This is a genomic window from Limosilactobacillus agrestis, assembly GCF_014145585.1.
Classification (GTDB): domain Bacteria; phylum Bacillota; class Bacilli; order Lactobacillales; family Lactobacillaceae; genus Limosilactobacillus; species Limosilactobacillus agrestis.
Genome location: NZ_JACIVF010000070.1, coordinates 26379 through 50983, shown reverse-complemented (window position 1 = coordinate 50983; position 24605 = coordinate 26379). Strand labels below are relative to the sequence as shown.

Genomic DNA, 24605 nt, shown 5'->3' with positions numbered 1-24605 from the left:
GTTCCTGGTACTACTTCATAGCCAGTTGGTACTTGTAATGGAGTTTCTCCATTTCCGTTACCAATAGTTACGCTAGTTCCAGTCTTACCAGTTAAGGTTTGAGTTCCAACAGTGTTGCCATTATCTACAAAGACGATCTTTCTAGTTTGACCATCTGCAGTGTAGTTAAATGTTACGGTTGAATCTTCAGTTGTACCGGTAATTGCTACTTCTGGTGCGGCATCTGGATTAGTTACTGTGTAACCAGCTTCTTCTGGAGCAGTCATTGCATCAAACTTAGCTCCATCCACGTTCCATGCACCGTAAGTTACTTCACCAGTTACTAAGTCTTCAGTAGCACTTCTGTGAAGAGTTACATTTTGCTTAGTGTATTCACTAGTCTTGCCTGCAATGTCAAGATCAATTGTTCTAGTTACTGTCTTGCTTACTTTATCTGCTTGACTTGGATCATTAGTTACATCCTTTGTTCCGTGTTCAATGTTTACATTGATTGGAGCTGGATTATCTGAACCAAATGTAATTTGACCTGGAACTGTCTTGTCAGTAATTACCCAACCTTCTGGAACATTACTTTGAATGTTAGTATCTACAGTTTCACCGGTCTTACCAGTTACGTCATAATGCTTAATTACATTACCATCTTTATCAACATAGTTGATTAATTGACTGTGTTGGTCAGCACCGTAAACAAAGGTTACTGTTGAATCTTCAGTTTTTGCAGTTACATCCATTGCTGGAGCAGCATCTGCATTTGATGCAGTGTAGCCATCAATTGTTGGTGCAGTAACAGCATCAAACTTAGGAGTACCAACTGGAGACCATGCACCGTAATTTACGTCACCGGTTACTAAGTCCTTAGTTGCGGTTCTATGGAATTGTACTGATTGAACTTTGTATTGCTTAGTTTCACCAGTAGTTGGATCTACATAATCAATAGTTCTAGTTATTGTCTTGTTAACGTTCTTATCTTCTGATGGATCGTTAGTTACATCTTCAGTCTTGTGATCTAAGTAAATCTTAATTACTGGGTTAGTTACACCTAAAACAGGAGTTTCGGTTGGTAAAGTTTGACCTTCAGCTAATTCATAGTTATCTGGAACAGTTAAACTTACTCGAACTTGTTTACCAAAGTCACCCTTAACTGAAATTGGGTCACCAACATTTTGACCATTAGTCTTATCAACAAATTGATATTGTTGAGTTTCTGAATCAATGTTGTAAGTTACATTTACAGTTACATCTGCAGTATTTGGAGTTACGTTGTTGTTTGCAGGAATTACTGTTGCGTCATTACCATCTACTTGTGAAGTGTAGCCATCTACTTGTGGTACATCTACTTGAGCAAAGCTACCAGTAGTCTTGTCAGTTTGTGCACCATTTTCAAATACTTTGTAGTCTCCAAAAGTAGTTACAGCCTTACCATCTTGTTCAGTGACAGTCTTAGTACGTGCAAAGACTACTGTTTGTGGATCTGAAACCTTCTTACCATCTGGAGTAGTTCCATCAATAGTTCTAGTTACGATCTTGAATAAGTCTTTTTGATCTTCATTAGTTGGATCAGTTGGCTTTTCAGTACCAGTTACGATGATCGTAGTTGGTACGTCTTGGGTATTGCCATCTGGGTAGTGAACAGTTACTGTGACTGGACTTTCACCAATCTTGCTTACATCTGGAGTCTTATCATCTTTCCAAGTGTAGGTTGTACCTGTTGGTAGGTCTGGTACATTACCAATACCTTGTTCTGGGTTTGGTTCTTGACCTTGTGGAGTAACAATTGGAGTTGGCGTAGCTTCACTTACGATGACCTTAACTGGAACATCTTCACTTGAACCATCTGGGTAGTTTACAACTACTACAGCGTCCTTAGTTCCTGGAGTCTTGGTATCTGGTTCGCCATCTTTCCAAGTGTAAGTTGTACCTGTTGGTAAGCTTGGAATATTGCCAATTCCTTGTGATGCTTCTGGAGTACCACCAATGTTGGTGTGAACATCTTGTCCTTCTGGAGTGTACTTGTGTGCATCAGTTTCTTTGTAAGTTACGTTTACAGTTACGTTTTCAGTATCTGGAGTTACATTATCAACTGCAGGAATTACTGTTGCGTTCTTACCGTCTACTTGTGAAGTGTAACCATCTACTTGTGGTACATCTACTTGAGCAAAGCTACCAGTAGTCTTGTCAGTTTGTGCACCATTTTCAAATACTTTGTAGTCTCCATAAGTAGTTACAGCCTTACCATCTTGTTCAGTGACAGTCTTAGTACGTGCAAAGACTACTGTTTGTGGATCGGAAACCTTCTTACCATCTGGCGTAGTTCCATCGATAGTTCTAGTTACAGTCTTGAATAAGTCTTTTTGATCGTCACTAGTTGGATCAGTTGGTTTTTCAGTACCAGTTACGATGATAGTAGTTGGTACGTCTTGGGTATTGCCATCTGGGTAGTGAACAGTTACTGTTACTGGGCTTTCACCAATCTTGCTTACATCTGGTTCACCATCTTTCCAAGTGTAGGTGGTGCCTGTTGGTAAGTCTGGTACATTGCCAATACCTTGTTCTGGGTTTGGTTCTTGACCTTGTGGAGTAACAATTGGTTTACCTGTTGCATCTTCAGTACCGACATTAAGTGAACCTGCTGGCAATTCAACGTTCAAGTAAGTTGCTTGACCATCTTTAGCCTTATCACTAAATGTGATCTTAACAGTACCCTTAGTATCACCAGCCTTAAGGTCATTTGCCCAAGTGTATGATACTGGCTTGTTAGCAGTTAACTTGTTTAAGTTAGTAAGATCAAGTAAAGCCTTTTCTGCATCAGTTAAAGCATCACCGGCATTGGCTGGACTAACTACAAGTTTCTTAGAAGCTGCATCAGCAACTGGAGTAGCACCTTGTACAGTTACAGCATTACCATACCAACGAACGGTTTGATTACCACCTTGAGGAGTAAATAGTCCGTTACCAGTATCCTTAATTAAATCACTGTTTGCACCGTAAGTTACCTTGATTGCTGGGTTTACATCAGAAACAGTTGAAGTACCAGTACCTGGAAGAGTTTCAGAACTTGTAGCTGAATCTACATTAGTGTTAATTGGAGTAGTCCATTCTGCACTAACATCAGTAAGGTTACCAGTACCATTAGCTCTGTCGTAAACTACTGTACCTTGAGTATTAATACCCTTGCGAACATCATTATTGTTCCAGTAAGTAATCTTGCTAATGATGCTAGTAGCATCTGGATACATACTGTTATCAGTAGTTTCGTGAAGGTTGTTCAAGTTAGTTTCAACAGTAACACTGTAATCAGTACCGATGAATGTGTTTGAACCAACAGCGATTGGTGCATCAATAGTTTCTTGTGAACCATCTGGGTAAGTTACTGTTACTGGTACAAAGATTGGTCCTTCTGGAGTGTTTGAACTAGTAGTTACAGTTACGTTACCAGTGTTTGGATCAACAGTTGCAGTTACACCAGTTGGGTAAGTAGTGCCATCTGGAATCTTGTAAGTAGTGCCTGTTGGAGCAGTTACACCTTCACCATATGATGGAACACCAGTTTCAACTTTACCACCTTGGTTTACCTTTGCTGGGTTGTATTTTGGATTGTAATTATCAGCATCATTCTTACTAATAGTTACCTTAGCAGTAGTGTTATCTACTGAACCATCTGGATAAGTTACAGTAACTGGAATATCAACTTCACCAACTGGGGTATTATCCTTAGTAGTTACCTTAATTTCACCACTAGTTGGGTCAACAGTGATAGTTGCACCATCTGGAGTAGTAAAATCACCTGCTTTAAATTGAGTACCTGCTGGTACAGTAGTGGTCTTACCATCAGCACCGGTAATAGTTACTGGAATAGTAGTATCTGAACCACGTTTTACAGTAGTATCTTGGTAACTTGGTGTGTAAGTATTAGCATCACTTGCAGTGACAGTAATCTTAGCAGTTACGTTATCAGTAGAATTATCACCTGGGTAAGTTACTGTTACTGGTACGTCAATTTCACCGACTGGAGTTTTTGCACCAGCATTAACAGTAATCTTACCAGTAGTACTATCGATAGTTACAGTAGCATCTGCTGGAGCTTGGAAACTATCATCAATCTTGTAACTAGTACCTGCTGGAGCAGTTGCAGCCTTACCATCATCAGTAGTGTAAGTTGGAGCTTCAGTAGTTACACTCTCACCTTGTTTTACACTAGTATCTTGGTAACTTGGTGTGTAAATATCTGCATTAGTCTTATCAGTAATGTTTAATGGGATATTTACGAAATCAATTGAGCCATCGTTGTAAGTAACCTTTGCCCATGCTGAAGTATCAGTAGTCTTCAAGTTGCCTTCTGGGTTAGTTGGTGCATCAATACCACTCATGTTGTTAGACCAATCAGTTGCATCAGCTGGAGTGTACCAAGCAACACTTTGAACATTCCCATCAACTGGAACAGTAGTCTTAGTCCAGTTACCATCTGCATCCATGGTTGCCTTTAAAAGATCCTTAATACCATCTTTTGGATCAAGGTCATTTAAGGTCTCACGAGTATTACCATTAATGGTTTGAACTTCTGGATCATATAAATCGTTATCCTTAACTGGAACTGGTGAATCAGGAGTCAAAAGTTGTGAACCCATTGCTAAACGTTGTGAGTCCCAGTAGTTGTAATTATTTAAGAATTGGTTCAAGTATGGAGTGTAATAATTTACGCTACCAGAACCTTGAACGATAATACCTTGGTTACTGTCTTTATTTGCCTTTTGACTACCATTGTATTCAAATGAGTTAGTACCTGATTGGCTTGGTGCCATGATAACTTTACCATTTGAGTACAAGAATTTATCTTGCCCATCTTTATTTTGAGGACTAGTTTGACCAGCTACAGTAAGACCGTATTTAGCATTAGTCCCCCAGTTGTTCATTGAGTTAACACTTTGAACCATCCAAGTGAAGTTTGGTGCAGTTGACATATTAGCTGCTTGCCATTCTGCAATTGGAGAGTTGGTAATGTTAATTCCGTTATTTCCACCTTCAAGGTAGATTAAGTCTGATCCGTTCTTAGGAAGCGGATTGTTTAATCTTTGTAAGTTGACGTACTTAGGGTTAACGATGTTAAGGTGTGAATCAACTGATGAACCTGATACATAAATCATACCAAGGTCAGTTTGAGTTCTTGAACTTTGTAAATCTAAAGTAGCACCTTGGTTAATATTAATGGTAAAGTTACCTTTGATTAAACCAGATGAACCTGATCCCATTGAGATAATTGGGTTCATACCTTCATTAGTTGAGGTAACTTTAACTCTAATCACACCATTATCATTAATTGTGTTTGAATCTTGGTTAGTTAAGTTAACTGGGTTACCATTACCAATTGAAAGCACACCATATTGTTCACCGTTGAAGTTAGAGAATGATTTCTGAATTTGACCCCAGTCATGTGTCGCATCGTAAGCAGTAGTTACATCAAGAACACCATCTTTACCAACATTTAAGTTACCAGCAAAGACTGCCATTGAGTGACCAGTACCTAAGTCCATCTTGACATTACCATCAATATTTACAGTACCTTGAGTACCATCTACAGCAAAGATACCTCTAACATCTTTACCACCTTTGATGTTTAAAGTAGCATCCTTAGCAATATCAAAAGTGTACTTAGTAATAGCACCATTTTCGGTTACATCTTTTTGTGTAGTACGGATAGCATCCCCACCGTAGTTGTTAGAAGCATCACTAGTATCAGTCATTTCTAAGTTAGTGGTACCATTTGCAACTTTTACATAACCTGCACTAATAGCTGAACCACTATCAGCTGAGCCATTAGTATTAGCCTTATTGTAAATAGTGTTGTTACCTTCAAGTACTACAGTAATATATTCGCTACCATGGCCAGTTCCTTTAGCACCACGAATTAAGCCACGATCGCTAATGTTAGCGTCAATATCTTTAAAAGTAATCGTATCTTTCTTTTGATTATCAGCACTTACTTCACCAAAGTAAAATGGAGGGTACCAACCAGCTTCATTACTACCTACATCGCCGGCTTTAATCTTAGTGTTATCAACAGTAATATCCCATGAACCACCATCTTTTTGGTTCTGATCTTGGAATTCTAAGTAGTACTTACCAAAATCAACAGTATGACCATTACCAGTAATTGTAAGCTTACGAGCAACGTTAGTACCATCTAATTCCATTAAGCCTTTGTAACGTGGGAAGTGGAATGCACTTGATCCAGTAATACCACTAACGGCACCAGTTACAGTAATATCTTTAGTAATGTTAATATTATCAACACTAGCATCGTTTAAAGCATTAGCAAAACTTTGCCAGTCATCTACATTCATAGTGTTCTTGTAAGCTACTGGAGCTGCTGGAGTAGTAGCATCCATAGCTGCCCAAGTACCCTTTGAGTTCTTACCAGTTATAACACCGTTACCATTGGAAGTAATAACATTCTCATCTTTAGCAGCCGAACCAGTTACTGGGGCGTTGTTTTCTGCTGTCCCTGATAGATCAGTAGATAAGTTGGTAAGTAATTCATTAATATTGGTTGTGATTGCATCGGAACTAGTTAATGAAGAATCACTTTCTCCTGAAGCACTTACAGGAGTTTTAATTGCACTCTTAGTATTAGCTGCCGCATTAGTATCAGCAGCGGAGCTAGTTGCTGAAGCATTACTTTCATTAGCTGCACTAGCAGAAGTTTGGGCCGCACTCTTAATATTAGCTGCCACATTAGCAGCAACAGCTGATTGGTAACTATCGGCCACCGGTGTAGCAGGTGCAACATTAGTTGGCTTAGCAGATTCAGAATTTACTTGTGATGCACTATTGTTTAATGTGACACTAGCTGTACTCTGTAAAGCAGTACTTGCATTTGATTGTGTATCATCATTACTGTTAGCCGGTTGGGTTGGGGTATCATCAGCACTTGCTTGGGTATTGAGGCCCATAAAAGTGAACCCAATTAAAACAGAAGCTACCCCCACTGTTAGCTTCTTAATCGCAAACCGTTGCTTTTTCGGCTCCTGTTTGCGGAATTGTTCTTGTCTGTTATTCTTAGATAACATAAAGTTAACTCCTCCTTTTATTGTGCGTGATAAGCAGGACTTATAAATTGATAGGTGATCAACCTAAATAAGCTGTTTTCTTAATCACTCGTTCAACAGAATTATAATACATCTCATACCAATAAAAAAGGCTTAATTTAAATAAAAGCGTTTAAACCGTTGCTTTCACAAACTCTAGTGGTAAAGCATAGTCTTTCGATCATTAAGCATAACGTTGCTTATCTTACTTTTTAAGTGAAAAATTATCAGCAAAACATTTATATCCCTATAAAAGTTTTTTCATATCTTTCAATCCCCCAATTAGGATGGCTAGAATATATTTTTAGGATTTTTCGAATATTATAATCAAGTCCTCCGCAAAGAAAAATCATATACTTTACGATAAAACTGCAGGTAAACAAAACAGGCGCCACCGCTCGAATAAATTCGACCGTTGACGCCTTTTTTGCTCTTTAATTAGATTTTTATTTAAGTATATAAATCACATCTTACCACCATAAACTGGGAAGACATCGAAATCGCCGTAGTCTAATGGCTTTACTCGCCGTAATAAGTCCATATCAGCTTCGGAAATTTCAAAATCGATTTCAGCATTCTCCTTCATGTGTTGTGGATTGGTTGTCTTTGGTAAAACAATCATTCCTAATTGCCAATCATAGCGAATACACAATTGGGGAACAGAAACATGATACTTCTTTGCCATCTTTTCAATTACAGGATTATCCAAAGCTGCCCCATGAGCAACTGGTGAATAAGCTTCAACTGCAATATCGTGTTCGTGAGTGAATGAAAGGAGATTAAATGGCGTATGACCAATGTGGGCTAACACTTGATCAACCGCAGGAACGGTATCACTATTCTTGATAATGTTTTCCAAGTCTGCTTTTTCAAAATTAGAAACCCCAATTGTCCGAATCTTACCCTCATTTACAGCATCTTCCATAGCCCGCCATGCCGCAAGATTTCCTTCAAGGTATCGATTGTCAGACTGATTTACTTCTTTCCATGGTTGTGGACTATGAATGATCATCATATCGATATAATCAAGACCCATCTTTTCGAGAGTTTCATCAATTGACTTTTTAGTTACATCATAGTCTTTGTGTTCGGCCGCAACCTTTGAAGTAACAAAGATTTTATCTCGATCTACACCGGCTGTGCGAACGCCTTCACCAACTCCTCGCTCATTTCCATATGCTTGAGCAGTATCAATATGTCGGTAACCAATTTTAACGGCATTACGAACTGCTTCCGCTGCCTGATCATCATCAATCATCCATGTCCCTAAGGCAAATTTGGGAATTTTCACCCCACTATTAAGCGTAATTGTCTCATCTAAAATCATTGTTCTCCATCCTTTCACGTTTTAAGTTCTACTTACAAGACCATTGTCGTCATTTTTTCCATAAATGTAAAATGGTAAGCCTTGATAAAAGAAAAGAGATTAGAAAATAACCCTCTCGACAAGACGATGGACTAAGCTAATTCCACGTTATCTTATATTGTTCGTGAAGACAGTAGAGGCTGAGAGAAAACTTTTGTTTTCTCTCAGCCTCTACATTAATTAAAATGGCGACCCATCATATAGAGGGAACGCATCCGACCATTGATTTTTGATATTTGTGGGAGCTTTCCCCATTTTTCATACCCACAGGAGGTAAATAAGCGATAACTGGCATTATTTTCAACATAAATATAAGCAATTACTGTCCTTATATCTAAATTACCTTCTGCCTGCTTTTGAACATAAGTCAATAAGTCATGACCAAGGTGTTGTCCTCGATAATCCTCATGAATATAAATCGCAATCTGTGCCGAATGATCATAAGCGGGGTGCGGGTAAAAGTATTCCAGTGCACACCATGCAATTACTTGACCATTCACTACTGCTACCCAAATTGGATGGGTGTGATCAAACTGTCTAAACCATTCACGCCGATCAGCGACTTTAATTGGTGTACTTTCATCGTTAACCTGTAATGGAACAGCTTGGTTAAAAATCTCAACAATCGTTGGTAAATCATCAATTGTTGCTAAACGAATTTGATAATCCATAGTATGGCTTCCTTATAGAATTCTTTTCTAACCCATCTTACTTATCATAGAAGTGTTGCCACTCTTTATTAACATTTTCACGGGTTGTCTTTGTACCAGTCCACGATGGTACCTTTACCACCCCATCAATTTTACTCTTCGGAACAAATCCCCAGTAGCGGCCATCATTTGAAACGCTCCGGTGGTCCCCAAGAACAAAGTATTCACCCTTCGGAACTTTTGTGGCACCATTATTCTTTAGCCAACTATTCTGAACTGAAATACTACGCAATGTCCAGTTTCCCGTACCGGTTGTTCGTTGACTCTTGCTAATGTAGTCTTGATTAATCTTTTTGCCGTTAACATAAATATTTCCATTCTTAGAGCTAACAGTATCACCAGGAAGCCCAATTACTCGCTTAACATAATCAGTCTTGACTGATACTTGGGGGTCAACGCCATTAGCATCAAAAACAACAACACTTCCATGATGGATCTTGGCAGCTTTCAAACAAAATACTCGTTCATTATTTTGTAAGTTTGGTTGCATGGAAGGTCCATCAACCCGGACAATTTGAAAGAAAAACTGCTTAATTACTAATGCGATTATTAACCCAATTAAAATGGGAATAATCCAACTCATTGCTTCACGAAATGTTTTCATTATAATAATTCCTCAATTTCTTTATTTAACTGTTATTAATCATACAACTAGTAATAAAACCTGAAAAGTTATTTATAATAAATAATATATTATTTTCACATTTAATAGCATTAGACAGAAAATCCACTCATGACTTCGTTTTTCGACGCGAAGATAGCTGGGAGTCCCTGCAATCAACAAGGCCTCCAATATTCGGTTTTACCGAGCATTGGAGGCCATTGTTGCACTGTGCTATTTGTCTTTTGTGAAAGGAACCTGACTTATGTCACAACCCCTTTAATTTTTATTTCTTTTCGACAAAATATTTTTCAAAGTTCTTTTGGTAGTTATGATTAATCCGTTTTTCCATCAACCACCGCATAAAGTTCATATCCTTATTATAATGGAAAGTTGTTCCATAGCGACCTTCTTGAATTAGCTTTTCAGCCTGCTTTTTAATTTCATTATTTTTAGCATACTGAAGGAAGGTCTTTTTCGAAACCCCAAGCCATAACTTGTAATTACTTTCATCTTTGTTTCCATAAATTGTATCTTGATCCTTTAAGTTATCAAAAACATAATCTTCTACTGGGAAAGTAGCAAGTTGATAGCCATTTAATGAAACGAAGAAACTACTGCGGCCTTGGCGTGGATTGAGGTCAAATACCTTAAATTGACCATCACGACGGTCATACTTTAAATCAAAGTTAACGAAGCCAGTAAATTCAATCTTTTCCAGGAAGTTTTTGATATTATCGTAAATTTGTTGGTCATATGCTGGCATAATCGCAACGTAATTACCAACATTTGCTGGATTACAGTCTTCAAGTAGCGGGTGACCCAAACACATCATCTTTACTTTATGATCTTTATCAACGTAACAATTAATTGTCCGCATATTACTATCATCGCCCGGAATAAATTCTTGTAAAACAAGATCTCCCTTATATGGACTGTGCTCATAAATTATCTCAAGAACTTCTGCCAATCGTTCTGGTGTTTTAATAATATAAGCTTTTTCGTATCCCTCAAAATTTCCCTTATGCCATTGCACCGCATCAGCAGCCTTCAAAGCAATTGGGAATTCAAATGGTGATTTATAGTTCTTATAATCAAGGTCGGGTTTTAAAATATCCGTCTTTGGATAAGGCAGACCATACTTTTCACAAACGTTGTAAAACTTCTCTTTATCAGTTAATGTTGCTACTTCCTCGTAGTCAGCATACGGGCAGAACATATGCTGAGAAAGTTCTTTACGATTTTTTGCAACTAATTCAGTATAGTCATCCCCACAACTAATTAAAACGGTCTTCTTACCTTGCTTAGCATACTCATCAGCCGCTTCAATTAATACCTTCGTAAATACTTCTGGTGATTGTAATTGTTCATTATAATGTAACTCGACAATTTTTGAATAACGGGTTGGTGCCAATGGTTGTCGAGCATATAATTGTGACTTAATTCCATACTTTTCATACATTGATCGCGCCATTCCATAAGCGTTGAAATCACTACCTAGAATCAATGGAACAAATGGTTGTTCACTCATTAAATCCCCACTCCTCTTTATTTTTCTAGTTCATTAAGATAATCATATGCAATCTTCACATCAGTTGGGTAAGGGACATCTTTCCCGTTAATCTTTTGGTAAGGATCTTCACCTTTCCCTGCAAGAACTACAATATCATTATTTTTACTACCGTCAATTGCCTTTTTAATCGCCGTTTCCCGGTCCATTTCAAATTGAATATGCTTAACCTTATCGTGATCAATATAAGAATCTATTTCCCGGGCAATAGTCATCGGATCTTCAAATCCGGGATCATCAGTCGTCAAAATCACTTCATCTGGTTGTTCCTCAGTTAAAGCTTTCCCAAATCCTGGACGACGCGAAATACCTTTATCGCCAGTCGCTCCTAAGACAACTGTTACTTTGCCAGCACTTGTTTGTCGTTTTAAAAATGCTAACAGTCGCTTCAAGCTAGCGTAATTATGGGCATAGTCAACATAAATTGTTCCATGTGTATTACTGTTAATCATTTCCATTCGACCACGGATGTGAACATGATTTAATGTTTCGACAGCATCATTAGCACTCGCCCCAGCTAATCCACTAGCAATGATTGCAGCAACCGCATTTCCTTCATTATAATCTCCTGGAACACTCGTTTTATAACGGCCATCTAACTTCAACTGCTTTGCTTTCTCAGTTAAGGCGGTCAATTCAAATTCACTTTCATGGAGATCTTCCAAATCATTTCGGTATTCAAAGTCTACTTGTGCATCATCAGGTAATTTAATTTTGGCCCCTCGCCGCGCAAATAAGAAAATATCTTCTGGTTGTGTAGTTGCTTTAGCCGTGTAATAGACATCGGTGAATTTTTCAGTTTCAGCATTGATTAAGCATTTAGCAGAATTTACTAATAATTGTTCCTTACAGTGAAGATAATCAGCAAAAGTTGGGTGTTCATTTCGCCCAATGTGATCTGGCGAAATATTTAGGAAAATTCCAACATCATATTTTAAACCATAAATACGATTTTTCTTGTATGCTTGCGATGATACTTCCATTACTAAGTGCGTCATCCCATTATCAACGGCAGTGCGCATATCATGGAAAAGGTCTAAGGATTCAGGAGTAGTCAAATCAGATTTAAATTTATCTGCTGGCTTATTACCTAAGATCCGGTCAAGCGTTGAAAAAAGGGCAATATGATTATCCGTACTTTGAGCTAAAATATGGTCAGCAAAATAGGCGGTTGTTGTCTTACCCTTTGTTCCTGTAACCGCAATAATAAATAAATCATTTTGTGGGTAGCCATAAAACGCTGCTCCCAGTAAGGACATCGCTTTTTGTTCGTCATTTACGATGATCGCCGGCAATCCTTCGCCCTCTGAATATTCTTTTTCAGCCACATACGCAATCGCACCTTTTTCTTTAGCCGATGCTAGGTACTTAGGCAAAAAATTCCCTTTACAAAAGAATAAAGTTCCTGATTTTACCTTCCGTGAATCATAGGACACGCTAGTTGCGGTAAAATCAGTCAAATTACTAACATGATCCAATAAGTGATGCTCGCGTAATAATGCTAAAGCAGGTGTAATATGCAATTCCATCTTGCAAATGACTCTCCTTCAATCTAATCTGCCCTATATTATTTCATTTTTTAGCATAAAAATAAATAAGGGTTGCCAATTAACAAAAAAAGGAGGCTTAGAAGAGTCCTATAGCCCTTCGCCAGCCTCCTTTAATATTTTTCTATGCTTCTGTTGTCGCTGCCTTTTGTGCGCGATCAATCCCTGATTCATCAGGTTTAAAGTTGTCAATGAAGTATAACTTATACCATGTTAAGAAGGTGTAAATCGTCCAAATCTTACGACGACCATCCACCTTACCCTCGAAGTTATCATCAGCAAGTTTTAGAAGCTTTTCTTGATCAAAGAACTCTTTTACGAAGTCTTGTTCAAATAGTTCACGTACTTCTTGGTAATATTTCTTTTCCCGAAGCCAAGCACGAACTGGGGTTGGGAAGCCCATCTTAGGACGAGTAGCCCATTCTTCAGGCAAGTGCCGGTTAGCTGCCATCCGGAAGGCCCATTTTGTATCCTTATAGTTAAAGAGGTACTTGGTTGGTGTCGTTTCAGCCACTTTCATTACCTCTTTATCAAGAAGTGGTACCCGGATTTCAACAGAGTTAGCCATACTCATCTTATCGGCCTTTAAACAAATATCGCCAGGCATGAACCGATGTAAATCAACATATTGCTTCTTTGCGACTTCATCGATATCTTTATCTTCCATCTTGTCAAAAAGCGGATTAAGAATATCAGCAATACTTGGTCCGCAATCAAATTCTGGTTGCAAGTAGTCAGCAGCTTCTTCCGGACTAAAGATGTATGCTTGACCAATAAAAGTATCGCGTGCTGGCGCTAAGTTACGGTACATATGCTCTTGGCCATGGAAGTGTTTCCCATCTAACCACTTAGCAAACTTATACCGGCGTTCACGAGGCATCTTCTTTAATTGGTCCGTTACCCACCGGATAAACTTAACTTTCGTATTAAATCCATAATCAATGTATCCCGCGAATAATTCATCAGCACCTTCACCAGAAAGAAGGGCCTTGTAGCCATTATCCTTTGCTAACTTGTTCAAGAAGTATAAAGGAACAACAGATGGGTTAGAATCAGGTTCATCTAAGTAGTACTGAATCATTGGGAAGGCATGGAAAGCTTCTTCGTTAGTTAACTTTTCATCAGTATTCTTTAGACCCATCTTAGCTGCTAATTCACGTGCTTGTTTAGTCTCATCGTAAGTACTATCAAAACCGATTGAGAACGTATTATCTGGACGCATCAAGGCCGTTACTAAACTTGAATCAACCCCGGCGGAAAGGAATGAACCAACCTTAATTCCTTTATCGGCAAAGGTATGAGCCTTAACAGAATTCTTAACAACATCGTCAATCTTGTTAACAGCTTCATCAAAGGTCTCGTCTTCTGGTTCAAAATCTTCGTCCCAGTATTGCGTCATTTCAAACTGACCATCTTTATAAGTGAAGTAATGACCTTCTGGAAGCCGGTAAACACCTTTAAAGAAAGTTTCCTGAGTAACTGGGTATTGGAATGTCATGTATGGTTTAAGGGCTTCTTTATTAAGTTCCTTCTTAAAGTTTGGGTGATCAAGGAATGCCTTAATTTCAGACCCAACAAAGAAAGTCCCGTTCATCTTGGCGTAATATAACGGTTTGATGCCAAAATGATCACGGGCACCAAACATTTCTTTAGTCTTAAAATCCCAAATAACAAAGCCGAACATTCCCCGCAGCTTGTTAACAACATCCTTGCCCCATTCTTCATATCCGTGCAAGATTACTTCAGTATCAGCATGGGTTTTAAATGTGTGACCCTTACTGATTAATTCTTCACGTAGTTCTTCAAAATTATAAATTTCACCGTTGAATTCAATAGCCTTTGAGCTATCTTCATTAAAGATTGGTTGATTACCAGACTTCACATCAATAAAACTTAAACGCCGGAAGCCAAGTGCTACATCATCATCCACATATTGACCCTCCGCATCAGGTCCCCGGTGAATAATCCGGTCTTTCATTTTTTTGATTAATTGGTCTTTAATTTGTGGTTTTTCATTATCAACAAATGCAACAATCCCACACATTATAAATTTCCTCTTCTTTCTCTTAAATTCACGGATCACAAAATAGTTATTTAAAATTCGTTATTAAAACTCGAACCTAAATTATATCATATAATGACAAATTTAAGTATATTATCTCCTTGCTTTAAGAAAACCATAATAAAATCTGGAGAACGGAGTCATTACTCTGTTTCTCCAGATTTCATTTCCCGGGAAATTTTATTTATGATCCTTCTTAGAAAATTTTCCTTGTCGTACATAAACGCTCAAGATTGCTATATCCGCTGGGTTAACTCCACTAATCCGCGAGGCCTGCGCTAAAGTTTCTGGACGAATCTTCTCTAGCTTTTGACGACCTTCAGTTGCTAGGCCATCAATATCACCATAATCAATATCATCTGGAATCCGTTTAGCTTCCATCCGCTTCATCCGTTCAACCTTAACTTCCTCTTTCTTGATGTAACCAGCATACTTTAATTGAATTTCAACCTGCTCAATCACGTGACGATCAAGTTCCTGTTCTGGTGCTGGAATAAATTTTGCCAACGTTTGGTAATCGAAGTATGGTCGCTTCAAAAGGTCAGCTGCTGCAATTCCATCTTTTAAGCGGTTATCTCCGTGGGCTTCAATGAATTCATTAACCTTATCATCACTTGGCTTAAGCTTAATTTCTTCCAAGCGCTTAATTTCTGCTGTAACTTGCCGCTTTTTATTCTCCATTTTAGCAAGCCGCTCATCACTAACAAGGCCAACTTTATGTCCCATTTCCATTAACCGGAAATCAGCATTATCATGACGTAAAATCAGCCGGTATTCTGCTCGACTTGTAAGTAAACGGTAAGGTTCCTTGGTTCCCTTGGTTACTAAGTCGTCGATCATCACGCCAATGTATGCATCCGAACGCTTAAGGACAAATGGTTCCTTATCCTGCGCCCGTAAGCCAGCGTTAATTCCCGCAATCAAACCTTGGCCCGCTGCTTCTTCATAACCTGAAGAACCATTTGTTTGACCAGCGGTATAGAGGTTCTTAATAATCTTGGTCTCAAGTGTTGGATGAAGTTGGTATGGCGCAACTACATCATATTCAATCGCGTAACCCGGCCGCATCATTTCAGCATTTTCTAATCCTTTGATTGAATGCACAATCTTTTGCTGGATTTCTTCTGGCATTGATGTTGAAATCCCATCAAGGTAATATTCATCCGTATCACGGCCTTCTGGTTCAAGGAAAACTTGGTGCCGTGGCTTATCAGCAAAACGGACAATCTTATCCTCAATTGAAGGACAATAACGAGGGCCAACCCCTTTAATAACTCCCGAGAACATTGGTGCCCGACTAAGGTTTTCTCGAATAATCGCATGGGTCCCTTCATTTGTATAAGTCAGCCAGCAAGATAGCTGCTCGCTGATTGGAAGATAAGAACTATCAGGGGTATCAAAACTAAAGTGATGTGGCTCCTCATCCCCGGGTTGTTCTTCCGTTACACTGTAGTCAATTGTCTTTCCATTGACCCGTGGTGGCGTCCCCGTCTTAAACCGTTCAAGGTCAAAGCCAAGTTCTTCAAGATTTTCCGAGAGTTTTACTGCCGACTTAGAATTATTTGGACCAGATTCATATTGCAATTCACCAATAATAATCTTTCCGCGCGCCGCAGTTCCAACTGTCAATACAACCGTCTTAGCGTGGTAACGAGCTCCTGTATTAGTGACAACCCCTTTGCAAACACCATCTTCAACGATTAATTGATCAACTGTTGCTTGACGGAGAGTAAGGTTAGGTTCTTCTTCAATTGTTTGCTTCATCGCACGGTGGTAAGCATGTTTGTCTGCTTGAGCCCGTAATGCACGGACAGCGGGACCTTTACCGGTATTTAACATCCGCATTTGGACATAAGTTTTATCAATATTGTGGCCCATTTCACCACCAAGCGCATCAATCTCGCGGACAACGATTCCCTTTGCCGGACCACCAACAGAAGGGTTACATGGCATAAAGGCAACCATTTCAAGATTAATTGTTACCAATAACGTTTTATTACCCATTCGGGCTGCAGCAAGGGCGGCCTCACTTCCAGCATGCCCTGCACCAACAACAATTACATCGTAGGATCCTGCTTCGTATTGAACTGCATCCGATGTTTGCAATGCTTCTGAACTCTTCATTCTTCTATTCCCTACTTTCCTAAACAGAATTGACTAAATAACTGGTCAAGTAACTCATCTTGGTAACTATCTCCAGTAATCTCACCTAATAATTCCCAACACCGGGTCATATCGATTTGAACCAAATCTACCGGCATTCCATCGTTAATCCCTTTTAAGACATCGCTTAATGCATCATTAGCTTGGTGTAATAAGCCAATGTGCCGCGCATTGGTAACCATTACATTATTTTGGTTACTTTCAATCCCTTCATTGAAAAACAGGTGACTGATTTGTTTACCAAGTTGGTCCATTCCTTCATGGTTAACGATTGAAGTTTCAATAACAGCACTCTTGCCAGCTAGTGATTTTAACTCCTCCAAATTAACCTTCCGTGGAAGATCCGTCTTATTTAAGATAATGATCCGCTGCTTATCCTTTGTTGCTTCAAGTAATTGGCGATCTTCATCAGTTAATTCATTTGAACTATCAATCAAAAGAAGTACTAAGTCCGCGGCTCCCAAGGCTTTACGACTCCGCTCTACCCCAATTTTTTCAACTTGGTCATTCGTATCACGGATTCCCGCTGTATCAATTAGTTTCAATGGTACTCCGTTGACATTGACGTATTCTTCAATTACATCCCGGGTAGTACCGGCAACATTTGTAACAATCGCTTTATCTTCATGAAGTAAGGAATTTAATAAACTCGATTTACCAACATTTGGCTGCCCGATAATTGCCGTTGCTAACCCATCTCGCAGAACCTTTCCTTGTTTAGCTGTTTTTAGCAGACTTTGAATTCGTTGTTGAATATCCACTGCTTTTTCTTTTAAAAGTTTAGTCGTCATTTCTTCAACGGCATCGTATTCGGGATAGTCAATATTAACTTCAACCTGGGCTAACACATCTAAAATATCTTGACGCAAGGTCCGAATTAGCCGGGATAAATCACCATCAAGCTGGTTTAATGCAACCTTCATCGATTTATCTGTCTTTGCACGAATTAAATCCATAACTGCTTCTGATTGAGATAAGTCAAGCCGGCCATTCAAGAAGGCTCGTTTAGTAAATTCCCCTGGTTCTGCCATTCGGGCCCCAAAGCTTAGTACCAATTGCAAAATCCGGTTAGTTGCTAATAATCCCCCATGACAGTTGATTTCAATTACATCTTCCCGTGTATATGTCCGAGGAGCACGCATTACTGAAACCATTACTTCATCAACTTCCTGGTCCGTATCCGGGTCGATGATATGGCCGTAGTTAATGGTATGCGTTGCCACTTTGGCGAGATCTTTTCCTTTGTAGATCCGTTGGGCAACTTTCACCGCATCATCCCCACTGATTCGGATAATGGAAATTCCACCTTCACCAACCGGCGTCGAAATTGCTGCAATCGTATCATTTTCGCTATTTGCCATCGCTACTTTACTCCTTCCTAACAAAAAAAGTGCTAGTCCATGCATAGCAATAAAAAAACATTGCTAACATGGTCAAAGCACTTTCACTACTTTAACGAATATTAAATTTATAACCGCTCATATTCTAAAATCATTACCAAAAATTGTCAATAAATAAATTAGTCGTTGGGAGCAATTACGATACTCCGATAAGGTTCTCGACCATGGGAGTAAGTTTTTACGTGGTCGTTATCCTCAAGTTCTTGATGAATTTGTTTCCGTTCACGAGCTGGCATCGGGTCCATAAACACTGCTTTTCTACTTGCAACTACTTCCATCGCTGCCTTTTGCGCTAGGTTATGCACTGCTTCTTGACGCCGTTCACGATAATTGGAAGTATCAAGTTCAACACTTACCTTCGCTGCGCCGTGATAATCCATAAATGTATTGCTAAGCTGTTCCATTGCATTGATCCGTCGACCGTGCTTACCGATCACCCGTCCATTTTCCTCAGTTTGCAGATCAATTTTAAGGTCATGAGCTTCTAAATTAATAATCCGTGGTTCAACAGTAATACCTAACTCCTTAAATACTGTTGTTAGATATTCAACCAATTCTTTACTAGTCGCTTGAACTTTTTGCAGATTAGCCTGTTGCCGCCGCTTGATTTCAGCAGGATCGAGCTCATCTTCATCTGAGTTTAAGCTTGCCGGCTTTTGTTCTGGCTCTTTTGCCGGTTGCTCATCTTTTTCTTCCAGTGAGGGCAGCGCATTTTCCTTATCTTTTATTACTGCATCTACTTGTGCATGCCGTCGTCCAATTCCTAAAAAACCGTGTCGCGGCTGTTGAAGAACCGTAAATTCAATTGTCTGATTAACGGTTGGTTTCAGTTGCGTCCTTGCCGTTTCTTTTGCCTCTTCAATTGTCGTTCCAGTAAAGATTGTCATTTTTATCCCCCGTGAATTTAATTAACTTTTCACTCTTTAAATTTATTACTAAATAAAAAGGCTCGCAACAACTTTACGTGTCACAGCCCTAACAACTTATTTCCGTCGACTCTGGTAAGCACGACGTTTTGCTTTTTCAATTTTACGACGTTTTGCCTTTTCAGCCCGTTGCTTTTCTTCACGTTCTCGCCGAATCTTAAATGGATTCTGAATGATAAGCGTTTGGACAACTTGAAAAGCATTCGTCACTACCCAGTATAAGGTAATAGCTGAAGAAAAACCTAATGCCATGAAGAATACCATGATTGGCATAAACCACGTCATTGTAGTTGTCATTGAATTTTTTTCAGGCATTGAAGCCATGGATAACCATGAACTAATAAACGTTAATAATGCCGCTAAAACAGGCATGATATAGTACGGATCTGGATGACCTAACTGAAGCCACAAGAACGTTCCATTCCGTAAGGCCGATGTCCGCCAGATTGCTTGATAAAGAGCCCACATAACTGGTAATTGAACCAGTAATGGAAGCATCGAAGCCCATGGATTAACCCCTGCTTCTTTATAGAGCTTCTGGGTTTCCATTTGCATCTTTTGCATTGACTCGCGATCACGTGATGAGTACTTTTTCTGAATTGCTTTTAATTGAGGAGCAAGTTCTTGTGTCTTCATCATCGTCCTTGTTTGGTAGAACATTAAAGGCAGTAAGATGATCCGGATGATGATCGTAAAAATAATGATCCCCATGCCATATCCGCCAAAGTGCCTTGATAACCAAATGATAAATTGTGAACAGTTATAGATAATATAGTGGTCCCAGATACCAGTGCTATGACTAGTAATCGGCTTATTGGAGCAAGCGGCTAAAAATAGGGTTAAGCTCATGATTGCTCCCAAGCTTAGGAATTTTTTTGTTTTCTTCTTCAAATCCTAATCCTCACTTTTTTCATCTAACAAATGTGCTCGCTTTAAAACGTGCACTAGGTTTTTCTTTGTTTCTGCCATTGATAAACCATCTGCCGCCGACCGAGCAATAACCAAGAAATCAACATCAGACCGTAATTTTGGTTTCACTTCTAATAATGTTTGACGAATGCGCCGCTTAACCCAATTACGATGAACAGCATTTCCAATCTTTTTCCCGACAGAAATACCGACACGAAAATGTTTTTGTCCTGGCTTTTCCATTTGATATACGACAAATTTGTGGTTGGCCACGGAATTATGGGTTTCAAAAACCCGTTGAAACTCACTTTCCTTTTTTACGCGATATGATTTTCTCATTTGTATAATCCCCAGCCTTAATTTAAGTAGATATAAAAATAGGGCTGGGCATACGACAACTTTAACGATTCAAATTGCTCGTCAAGCTGACTGCCCTGCCCCACACAATAAAAAAAGCCACTATAAAAGTGGCCGTGGTTATGCAGATAATACTTTTCTGCCCTTTTGACGCCGACGTGCTAATACCTTACGGCCGTTACTGGTGCTCATGCGCTTACGGAAGCCATGGACACGTGCACGGTGACGCTTCTTTGGTTGAAACGTGCGCTTCATACAATTGCACCTCCTATTAAATTCGAGTGGTTTGGTTTCTAGAGTCTAAAAGACGATCTCTTCAAACATACTTTGGTAGTATAACACACTTACCAAAATTAATAAACGGCGAATTTTTATTTAAATTTTTTGATTATTAACAAAATTAGCAAAATAATCCACAGCGTTGTGTAGATTTACAATTTGTGGACAAGTTATCAACAGTGTTTTTCAGAGATTATCCCCAGATTCACACCTGTTGATAAAGTTATCCACAGGTATCCTTTTAGGTGTTGATAACTCCCCACTTCACTATTATATCAACATCACATATTAACATTATTCTGTGGATAAGTGAGATTAAAATTCCCTTTTCCCCATTTTTCACAGGATTATTCTCAATTTACACACAGCGTTGTGTAAACTTTTTTATTATTGTCCACTTGGTTGTGGAAAACTTTCCCATGTAATGATAAAATACCGTTTGTAATTTAATACTTTTAGGAGGAAATTATTTTGACTGAGCTCGATTCTCTGTGGGAAGCGATCCAAAATTCATTTCGTCAGGATACCACTCCGGTTACCTTTGACACTTTGATTGCTCCGGCAAAAGCAATTTCTCTCTCTCAAAATCAACTAGAGATCGAGGTGCCCACTCCGGTGCACCGCGATTTTTGGCGCAAAAATTTAAATACGCAGCTTAAAGAGTTCGCCCAACGTGAATTAGGGCGTAATATTGAGCCGCATTATGTTTTAGAGGGAGAATTTACCTATACAAATAAAAAAATAGAAGATGATCCAACTCCTTCTTTTGAGATGGATACTCCACTAAATCCTCATTATAATTTTGGAACATTCGTTGTTGGAGAAGGAAACAAGATGGCACACGCTGCGGCATTTGCCGTTGCCGAAAGTCCCGGTAGTCTTTACAATCCGCTCTTTATTTATGGGGGGGTTGGTTTAGGAAAGACCCACTTAATGGAAGCAATCGGTAACCATATGCTTCAAGTTAATCCAAATTCGCGTGTCAAATATGTTACGAGTGAGGATTTTACCAACGATTATATTAATGCTATTCGTAATAATACGACTGAACAACTAAGAGAAGAATATCGTAATCTTGATCTATTATTAATTGATGATATTCAATTTTTAGCCAACAAAGAGGGCACACAGCTCGAATTCTTCAATACTTTTAATGCCCTTCACGATCGTAAAAAACAAATTGTTATGACATCTGATCGAATTCCCAATGAGATTCCTGAACTGCAAGACCGGCTTGTATCGCGCTTTAGATGGGGACTTACTGTTGAAATTACTCCTCCTGATCTAGAAACGCGAATTGCCATCTTGCGGAGTAAAGTTGAGGAAGATCATATCGATATTGGCAATGACACCCTTAACTATATTGCTGGTCAAATTGATACAAATATCCGTGAACTAGAGGGTGCCTTAACAAAAGTTCAAGCATTTGCTAATTTAAGCGGCGAGCGAATCACTCCCAGCTTAGCGTCTCAAGCATTAAAGGGGCTTCACCGAGTAGCAAAAGATGAAATATCAATTGCTGCAATTCAAAAACAAGTTGCCGACTTTTATAATATAACCCAGGGAGATATCCTTGGTAAAAAGCGAGTTAAACAGATCGTTATGCCTCGACAAATTGCAATGTACCTTTCTCGTGAACTCACTGATTCTTCTTTGCCAAAAATCGGAAACGAATTCGGCGGCAAAGACCATACAACAGTTTTACATGCTATTGATAAAATCGAAGCAGAACTAAAAAAAGATACTGACTTACAAAACGATATTACAAAGTTAAAAACTAAGTTACGATCATAGCTTGTGGATAAGTGCATTAATTATCCTCAAACTTATCCACAAGTTATCAACAGGTGGATAAGTCAATACAAAAGGTTATTCAAGAGTTTTCCACAGTATTAACAAGCCCTACTACTACGACTATATTTTAAACTATTAAATATATTTATATACTTACACAAAAGGACTGAAACATATGAATTTTACAATTAATCGATCAGCATTCATTAGTCAATTAAATAATGTCTTACGTGCTATTTCTTCTAAAACAACTATTCCAATTCTTACTGGATTAAAGATGGTAGTAAATGAAGACAACATTGTGTTAACTGGTAGTAACTCAGATATCACTATTGAAAGTGTTATTAGTGCTAATGATGCCGACAATGATTTAACAATTGAAGATACTGGTGCGATTGTATTACCAGCTCGATTCTTCAGTGATATTGTTAAAAAGTTACCAGATAAAAAAGTAACTATTGAGGTTACAAGTGGTTTTCAAGCAGATATTACATCTGGTTCAGCCAAGTTCCAAATTAACGGACAAGATGCTGAAAACTTTCCCCATTTACCAGAAATCGAAACTAATAAATCAGTAACCCTTCCTAATGACATTCTCAAAGAAGTGATCCGACAAACAGTTATTGCTGTATCAAAGCAAGAAAGTCGTCCAATCCTTGCCGGAGTTCATATGACATTAAAGGATGGTGTCTTAACGGCAGTTGCAACTGATAGTCATCGGCTTGCACAACGGAAAGTGGTCCTTGAAAATATCGACAACGGCATTGATTTTGATGTGATCATTCCCGGAAAGAGTATGGAAGAACTTTCTGGAATGATTAGTGATGTTCATGAAGATGTTCAAATGCAAGTAACTGAAAATCAAGTGTTGTTTATCTTTGGTAATACTCATTTCTATTCTCGGCTGCTAGAAGGAAATTACCCTGAAACTAATCAATTAATTCCACAAACCGCGGATACAACCGTTGAATTAGATGCTGGTACATTTTTAGCATCAATTGAACGTGCTTCGCTTCTATCTCATGAAAGTCGTAACGACGTAGTTAAGTTAAGTCTAAAGCCATCAGAAAACCTTGTACGAATTAGTGGTGATTCTCCAGATATCGGTACCGTTGAAGAAGAGGTAGGCACATCTGCTCTTGACGGGAATGATCTTGAAATTTCATTTAATCCTAACTACATGAAAGACGCTTTACGGTCATTTGGCCAAGCAACAATCAAGATTTCATTTACTTCACCATTACGACCATTTACTTTAGTTCCAACAGAAGATCAAGAGAATTTTGTTCACTTAATTACACCCGTACGGACATTTTAAATTAAAGAAAACGAGTCGAGTCTCATAAACAATAATGGCCTCCAACGTCGGTTTTTACCGGGCGATGGAGGCCATTATTGTACAGATGACAAATAAAATGAATACACTCAATCATAGTTAGACCGAGAATAATTTCAATTAACAATTTGGATTTATATTCAGATTTTTAACCATAGAGCAAATTTAACCGAATTTTGATAAAAAAGGCTAAAATAAGCTAATGCGCTCAGAAAGGCCAATAACGCGAAATTAGATCAAATAATGTGGTATAATATAATTACAAAAGTAGGTGAAAAAAATGGAAGAAAAGTCAGTGTTGATTGATAGTCCATTTATTACACTCGGCCAGTTACTCAAAGAAGAGGGGATTATTCCTACTGGCGGAGCGGCTAAATGGTTTCTAAAAGAAAATACTGTATTAGTAAATGATGAGCCAGATGATCGGCGGGGACGCAAATTATATCCCGAAGATAAGATTCAAATTCCTGACCACCAATTACTTATTATTAAAAGTAAGTAGG

At 38.7% G+C, this 24605-nt stretch carries 16 protein-coding genes; 3 read left to right on the top strand and 13 right to left on the bottom strand.

What is annotated here, in order from left to right; translation table 11 throughout:
* The 13 genes from H5R88_RS08555 to rpmH all read right to left on the bottom strand — a co-directional run.
* A partial coding sequence (locus tag H5R88_RS08555) for a Rib/alpha-like domain-containing protein (protein WP_182600787.1) occupies positions 1-7064 on the bottom strand: 7064 nt, incomplete at its 3' end.
* A 481-nt stretch (positions 7065-7545) separates the two neighbouring features.
* Complete coding sequence (locus H5R88_RS08550) at positions 7546-8409, bottom strand: aldo/keto reductase (RefSeq protein WP_182578780.1); 864 nt, start codon at positions 8407-8409, stop codon at positions 7546-7548.
* Positions 8410-8624: 215 nt separating this feature from the next.
* Positions 8625-9119, bottom strand: coding sequence for a GNAT family N-acetyltransferase (locus H5R88_RS08545; protein WP_182600786.1), 495 nt, complete (start codon positions 9117-9119; stop codon positions 8625-8627).
* Positions 9120-9156: 37 nt separating this feature from the next.
* Positions 9157-9762 carry a signal peptidase I gene (gene lepB / locus H5R88_RS08540; RefSeq protein WP_182578782.1) on the bottom strand — a complete coding sequence of 202 codons (606 nt, stop codon included), beginning with the start codon at positions 9760-9762 and terminating at the stop codon, positions 9157-9159.
* Between the two features lie 283 nt (positions 9763-10045).
* Positions 10046-11290, bottom strand: coding sequence for a carboxylate--amine ligase (locus tag H5R88_RS08535; protein ID WP_182578783.1), 1245 nt, complete (start codon positions 11288-11290; stop codon positions 10046-10048).
* A gap of 17 nt (positions 11291-11307) precedes the next feature.
* The gene (locus H5R88_RS08530; RefSeq protein ID WP_182600785.1) at positions 11308-12858 is read right to left on the bottom strand and encodes a UDP-N-acetylmuramoyl-L-alanyl-D-glutamate--2,6-diaminopimelate ligase; all 1551 of its coding nucleotides are present in this window, start codon (positions 12856-12858) and stop codon (positions 11308-11310) included.
* Positions 12859-13000: 142 nt separating this feature from the next.
* A complete protein-coding gene (gene asnB / locus H5R88_RS08525) occupies positions 13001-14920 on the bottom strand; it encodes an asparagine synthase (glutamine-hydrolyzing) (protein ID WP_182578785.1) in 1920 nt (639 codons plus the stop codon).
* Between the two features lie 198 nt (positions 14921-15118).
* On the bottom strand, positions 15119-17062 hold the full coding sequence (mnmG, locus tag H5R88_RS08520) for a tRNA uridine-5-carboxymethylaminomethyl(34) synthesis enzyme MnmG (RefSeq protein ID WP_182578786.1): 1944 nt from the start codon (positions 17060-17062) through the stop codon (positions 15119-15121).
* 11 nt (positions 17063-17073) lie between these two features.
* Positions 17074-18462: a tRNA uridine-5-carboxymethylaminomethyl(34) synthesis GTPase MnmE gene (mnmE, locus tag H5R88_RS08515; protein ID WP_182578787.1), complete on the bottom strand. Its 1389-nt coding sequence runs from the start codon at positions 18460-18462 to the stop codon at positions 17074-17076.
* Positions 18463-18620: 158 nt separating this feature from the next.
* Positions 18621-19388 (bottom strand): RNA-binding cell elongation regulator Jag/EloR, encoded by a 768-nt coding sequence (gene jag, locus H5R88_RS08510; RefSeq protein WP_182600784.1) that lies wholly within the window; start codon positions 19386-19388, stop codon positions 18621-18623.
* Between the two features lie 96 nt (positions 19389-19484).
* Positions 19485-20318 (bottom strand): membrane protein insertase YidC, encoded by an 834-nt coding sequence (gene yidC, locus H5R88_RS08505; RefSeq protein ID WP_182578789.1) that lies wholly within the window; start codon positions 20316-20318, stop codon positions 19485-19487.
* 3 nt (positions 20319-20321) lie between these two features.
* Positions 20322-20675, bottom strand: coding sequence for a ribonuclease P protein component (gene rnpA / locus H5R88_RS08500; RefSeq protein ID WP_182578790.1), 354 nt, complete (start codon positions 20673-20675; stop codon positions 20322-20324).
* 138 nt (positions 20676-20813) lie between these two features.
* Positions 20814-20948: a 50S ribosomal protein L34 gene (rpmH, locus tag H5R88_RS08495; RefSeq protein ID WP_003665227.1), complete on the bottom strand. Its 135-nt coding sequence runs from the start codon at positions 20946-20948 to the stop codon at positions 20814-20816.
* A 495-nt stretch (positions 20949-21443) separates the two neighbouring features.
* Here rpmH and dnaA point away from each other — a divergent pair, with 495 nt between their 5' ends.
* The 3 genes from dnaA to yaaA all read left to right on the top strand — a co-directional run bounded on the left by dnaA (position 21444) and on the right by yaaA (position 24604).
* Positions 21444-22766 carry a chromosomal replication initiator protein DnaA gene (gene dnaA / locus H5R88_RS08490; protein WP_182600783.1) on the top strand — a complete coding sequence of 441 codons (1323 nt, stop codon included), beginning with the start codon at positions 21444-21446 and terminating at the stop codon, positions 22764-22766.
* 175 nt (positions 22767-22941) lie between these two features.
* A complete protein-coding gene (gene dnaN / locus H5R88_RS08485) occupies positions 22942-24084 on the top strand; it encodes a DNA polymerase III subunit beta (protein ID WP_182578792.1) in 1143 nt (380 codons plus the stop codon).
* Positions 24085-24382: 298 nt separating this feature from the next.
* Positions 24383-24604, top strand: a complete 222-nt coding sequence (gene yaaA, locus H5R88_RS08480) for a S4 domain-containing protein YaaA (RefSeq protein WP_182600782.1) — start codon at positions 24383-24385, stop codon at positions 24602-24604.
* The last annotated feature ends 1 nt before the right edge of the window (position 24605 follow it).

Coding starts and splice junctions, on each gene's coding strand:
- H5R88_RS08550 (WP_182578780.1), bottom strand. CDS start 8,409: ATGATTTTAGATGAGACAATTACGCTTAATAGTGGGGTGAAAATTCCC.
- H5R88_RS08545 (WP_182600786.1), bottom strand. CDS start 9,119: ATGGATTATCAAATTCGTTTAGCAACAATTGATGATTTACCAACGATT.
- lepB (WP_182578782.1), bottom strand. CDS start 9,762: ATGAAAACATTTCGTGAAGCAATGAGTTGGATTATTCCCATTTTAATT.
- H5R88_RS08535 (WP_182578783.1), bottom strand. CDS start 11,290: ATGAGTGAACAACCATTTGTTCCATTGATTCTAGGTAGTGATTTCAAC.
- H5R88_RS08530 (WP_182600785.1), bottom strand. CDS start 12,858: ATGGAATTGCATATTACACCTGCTTTAGCATTATTACGCGAGCATCAC.
- asnB (WP_182578785.1), bottom strand. CDS start 14,920: ATGTGTGGGATTGTTGCATTTGTTGATAATGAAAAACCACAAATTAAA.
- mnmG (WP_182578786.1), bottom strand. CDS start 17,062: ATGAAGAGTTCAGAAGCATTGCAAACATCGGATGCAGTTCAATACGAA.
- mnmE (WP_182578787.1), bottom strand. CDS start 18,462: ATGGCAAATAGCGAAAATGATACGATTGCAGCAATTTCGACGCCGGTT.
- jag (WP_182600784.1), bottom strand. CDS start 19,388: ATGACAATCTTTACTGGAACGACAATTGAAGAGGCAAAAGAAACGGCA.
- rnpA (WP_182578790.1), bottom strand. CDS start 20,675: ATGAGAAAATCATATCGCGTAAAAAAGGAAAGTGAGTTTCAACGGGTT.
- rpmH (WP_003665227.1), bottom strand. CDS start 20,948: ATGAAGCGCACGTTTCAACCAAAGAAGCGTCACCGTGCACGTGTCCAT.
- dnaN (WP_182578792.1), top strand. CDS start 22,942: ATGAATTTTACAATTAATCGATCAGCATTCATTAGTCAATTAAATAAT.
- yaaA (WP_182600782.1), top strand. CDS start 24,383: ATGGAAGAAAAGTCAGTGTTGATTGATAGTCCATTTATTACACTCGGC.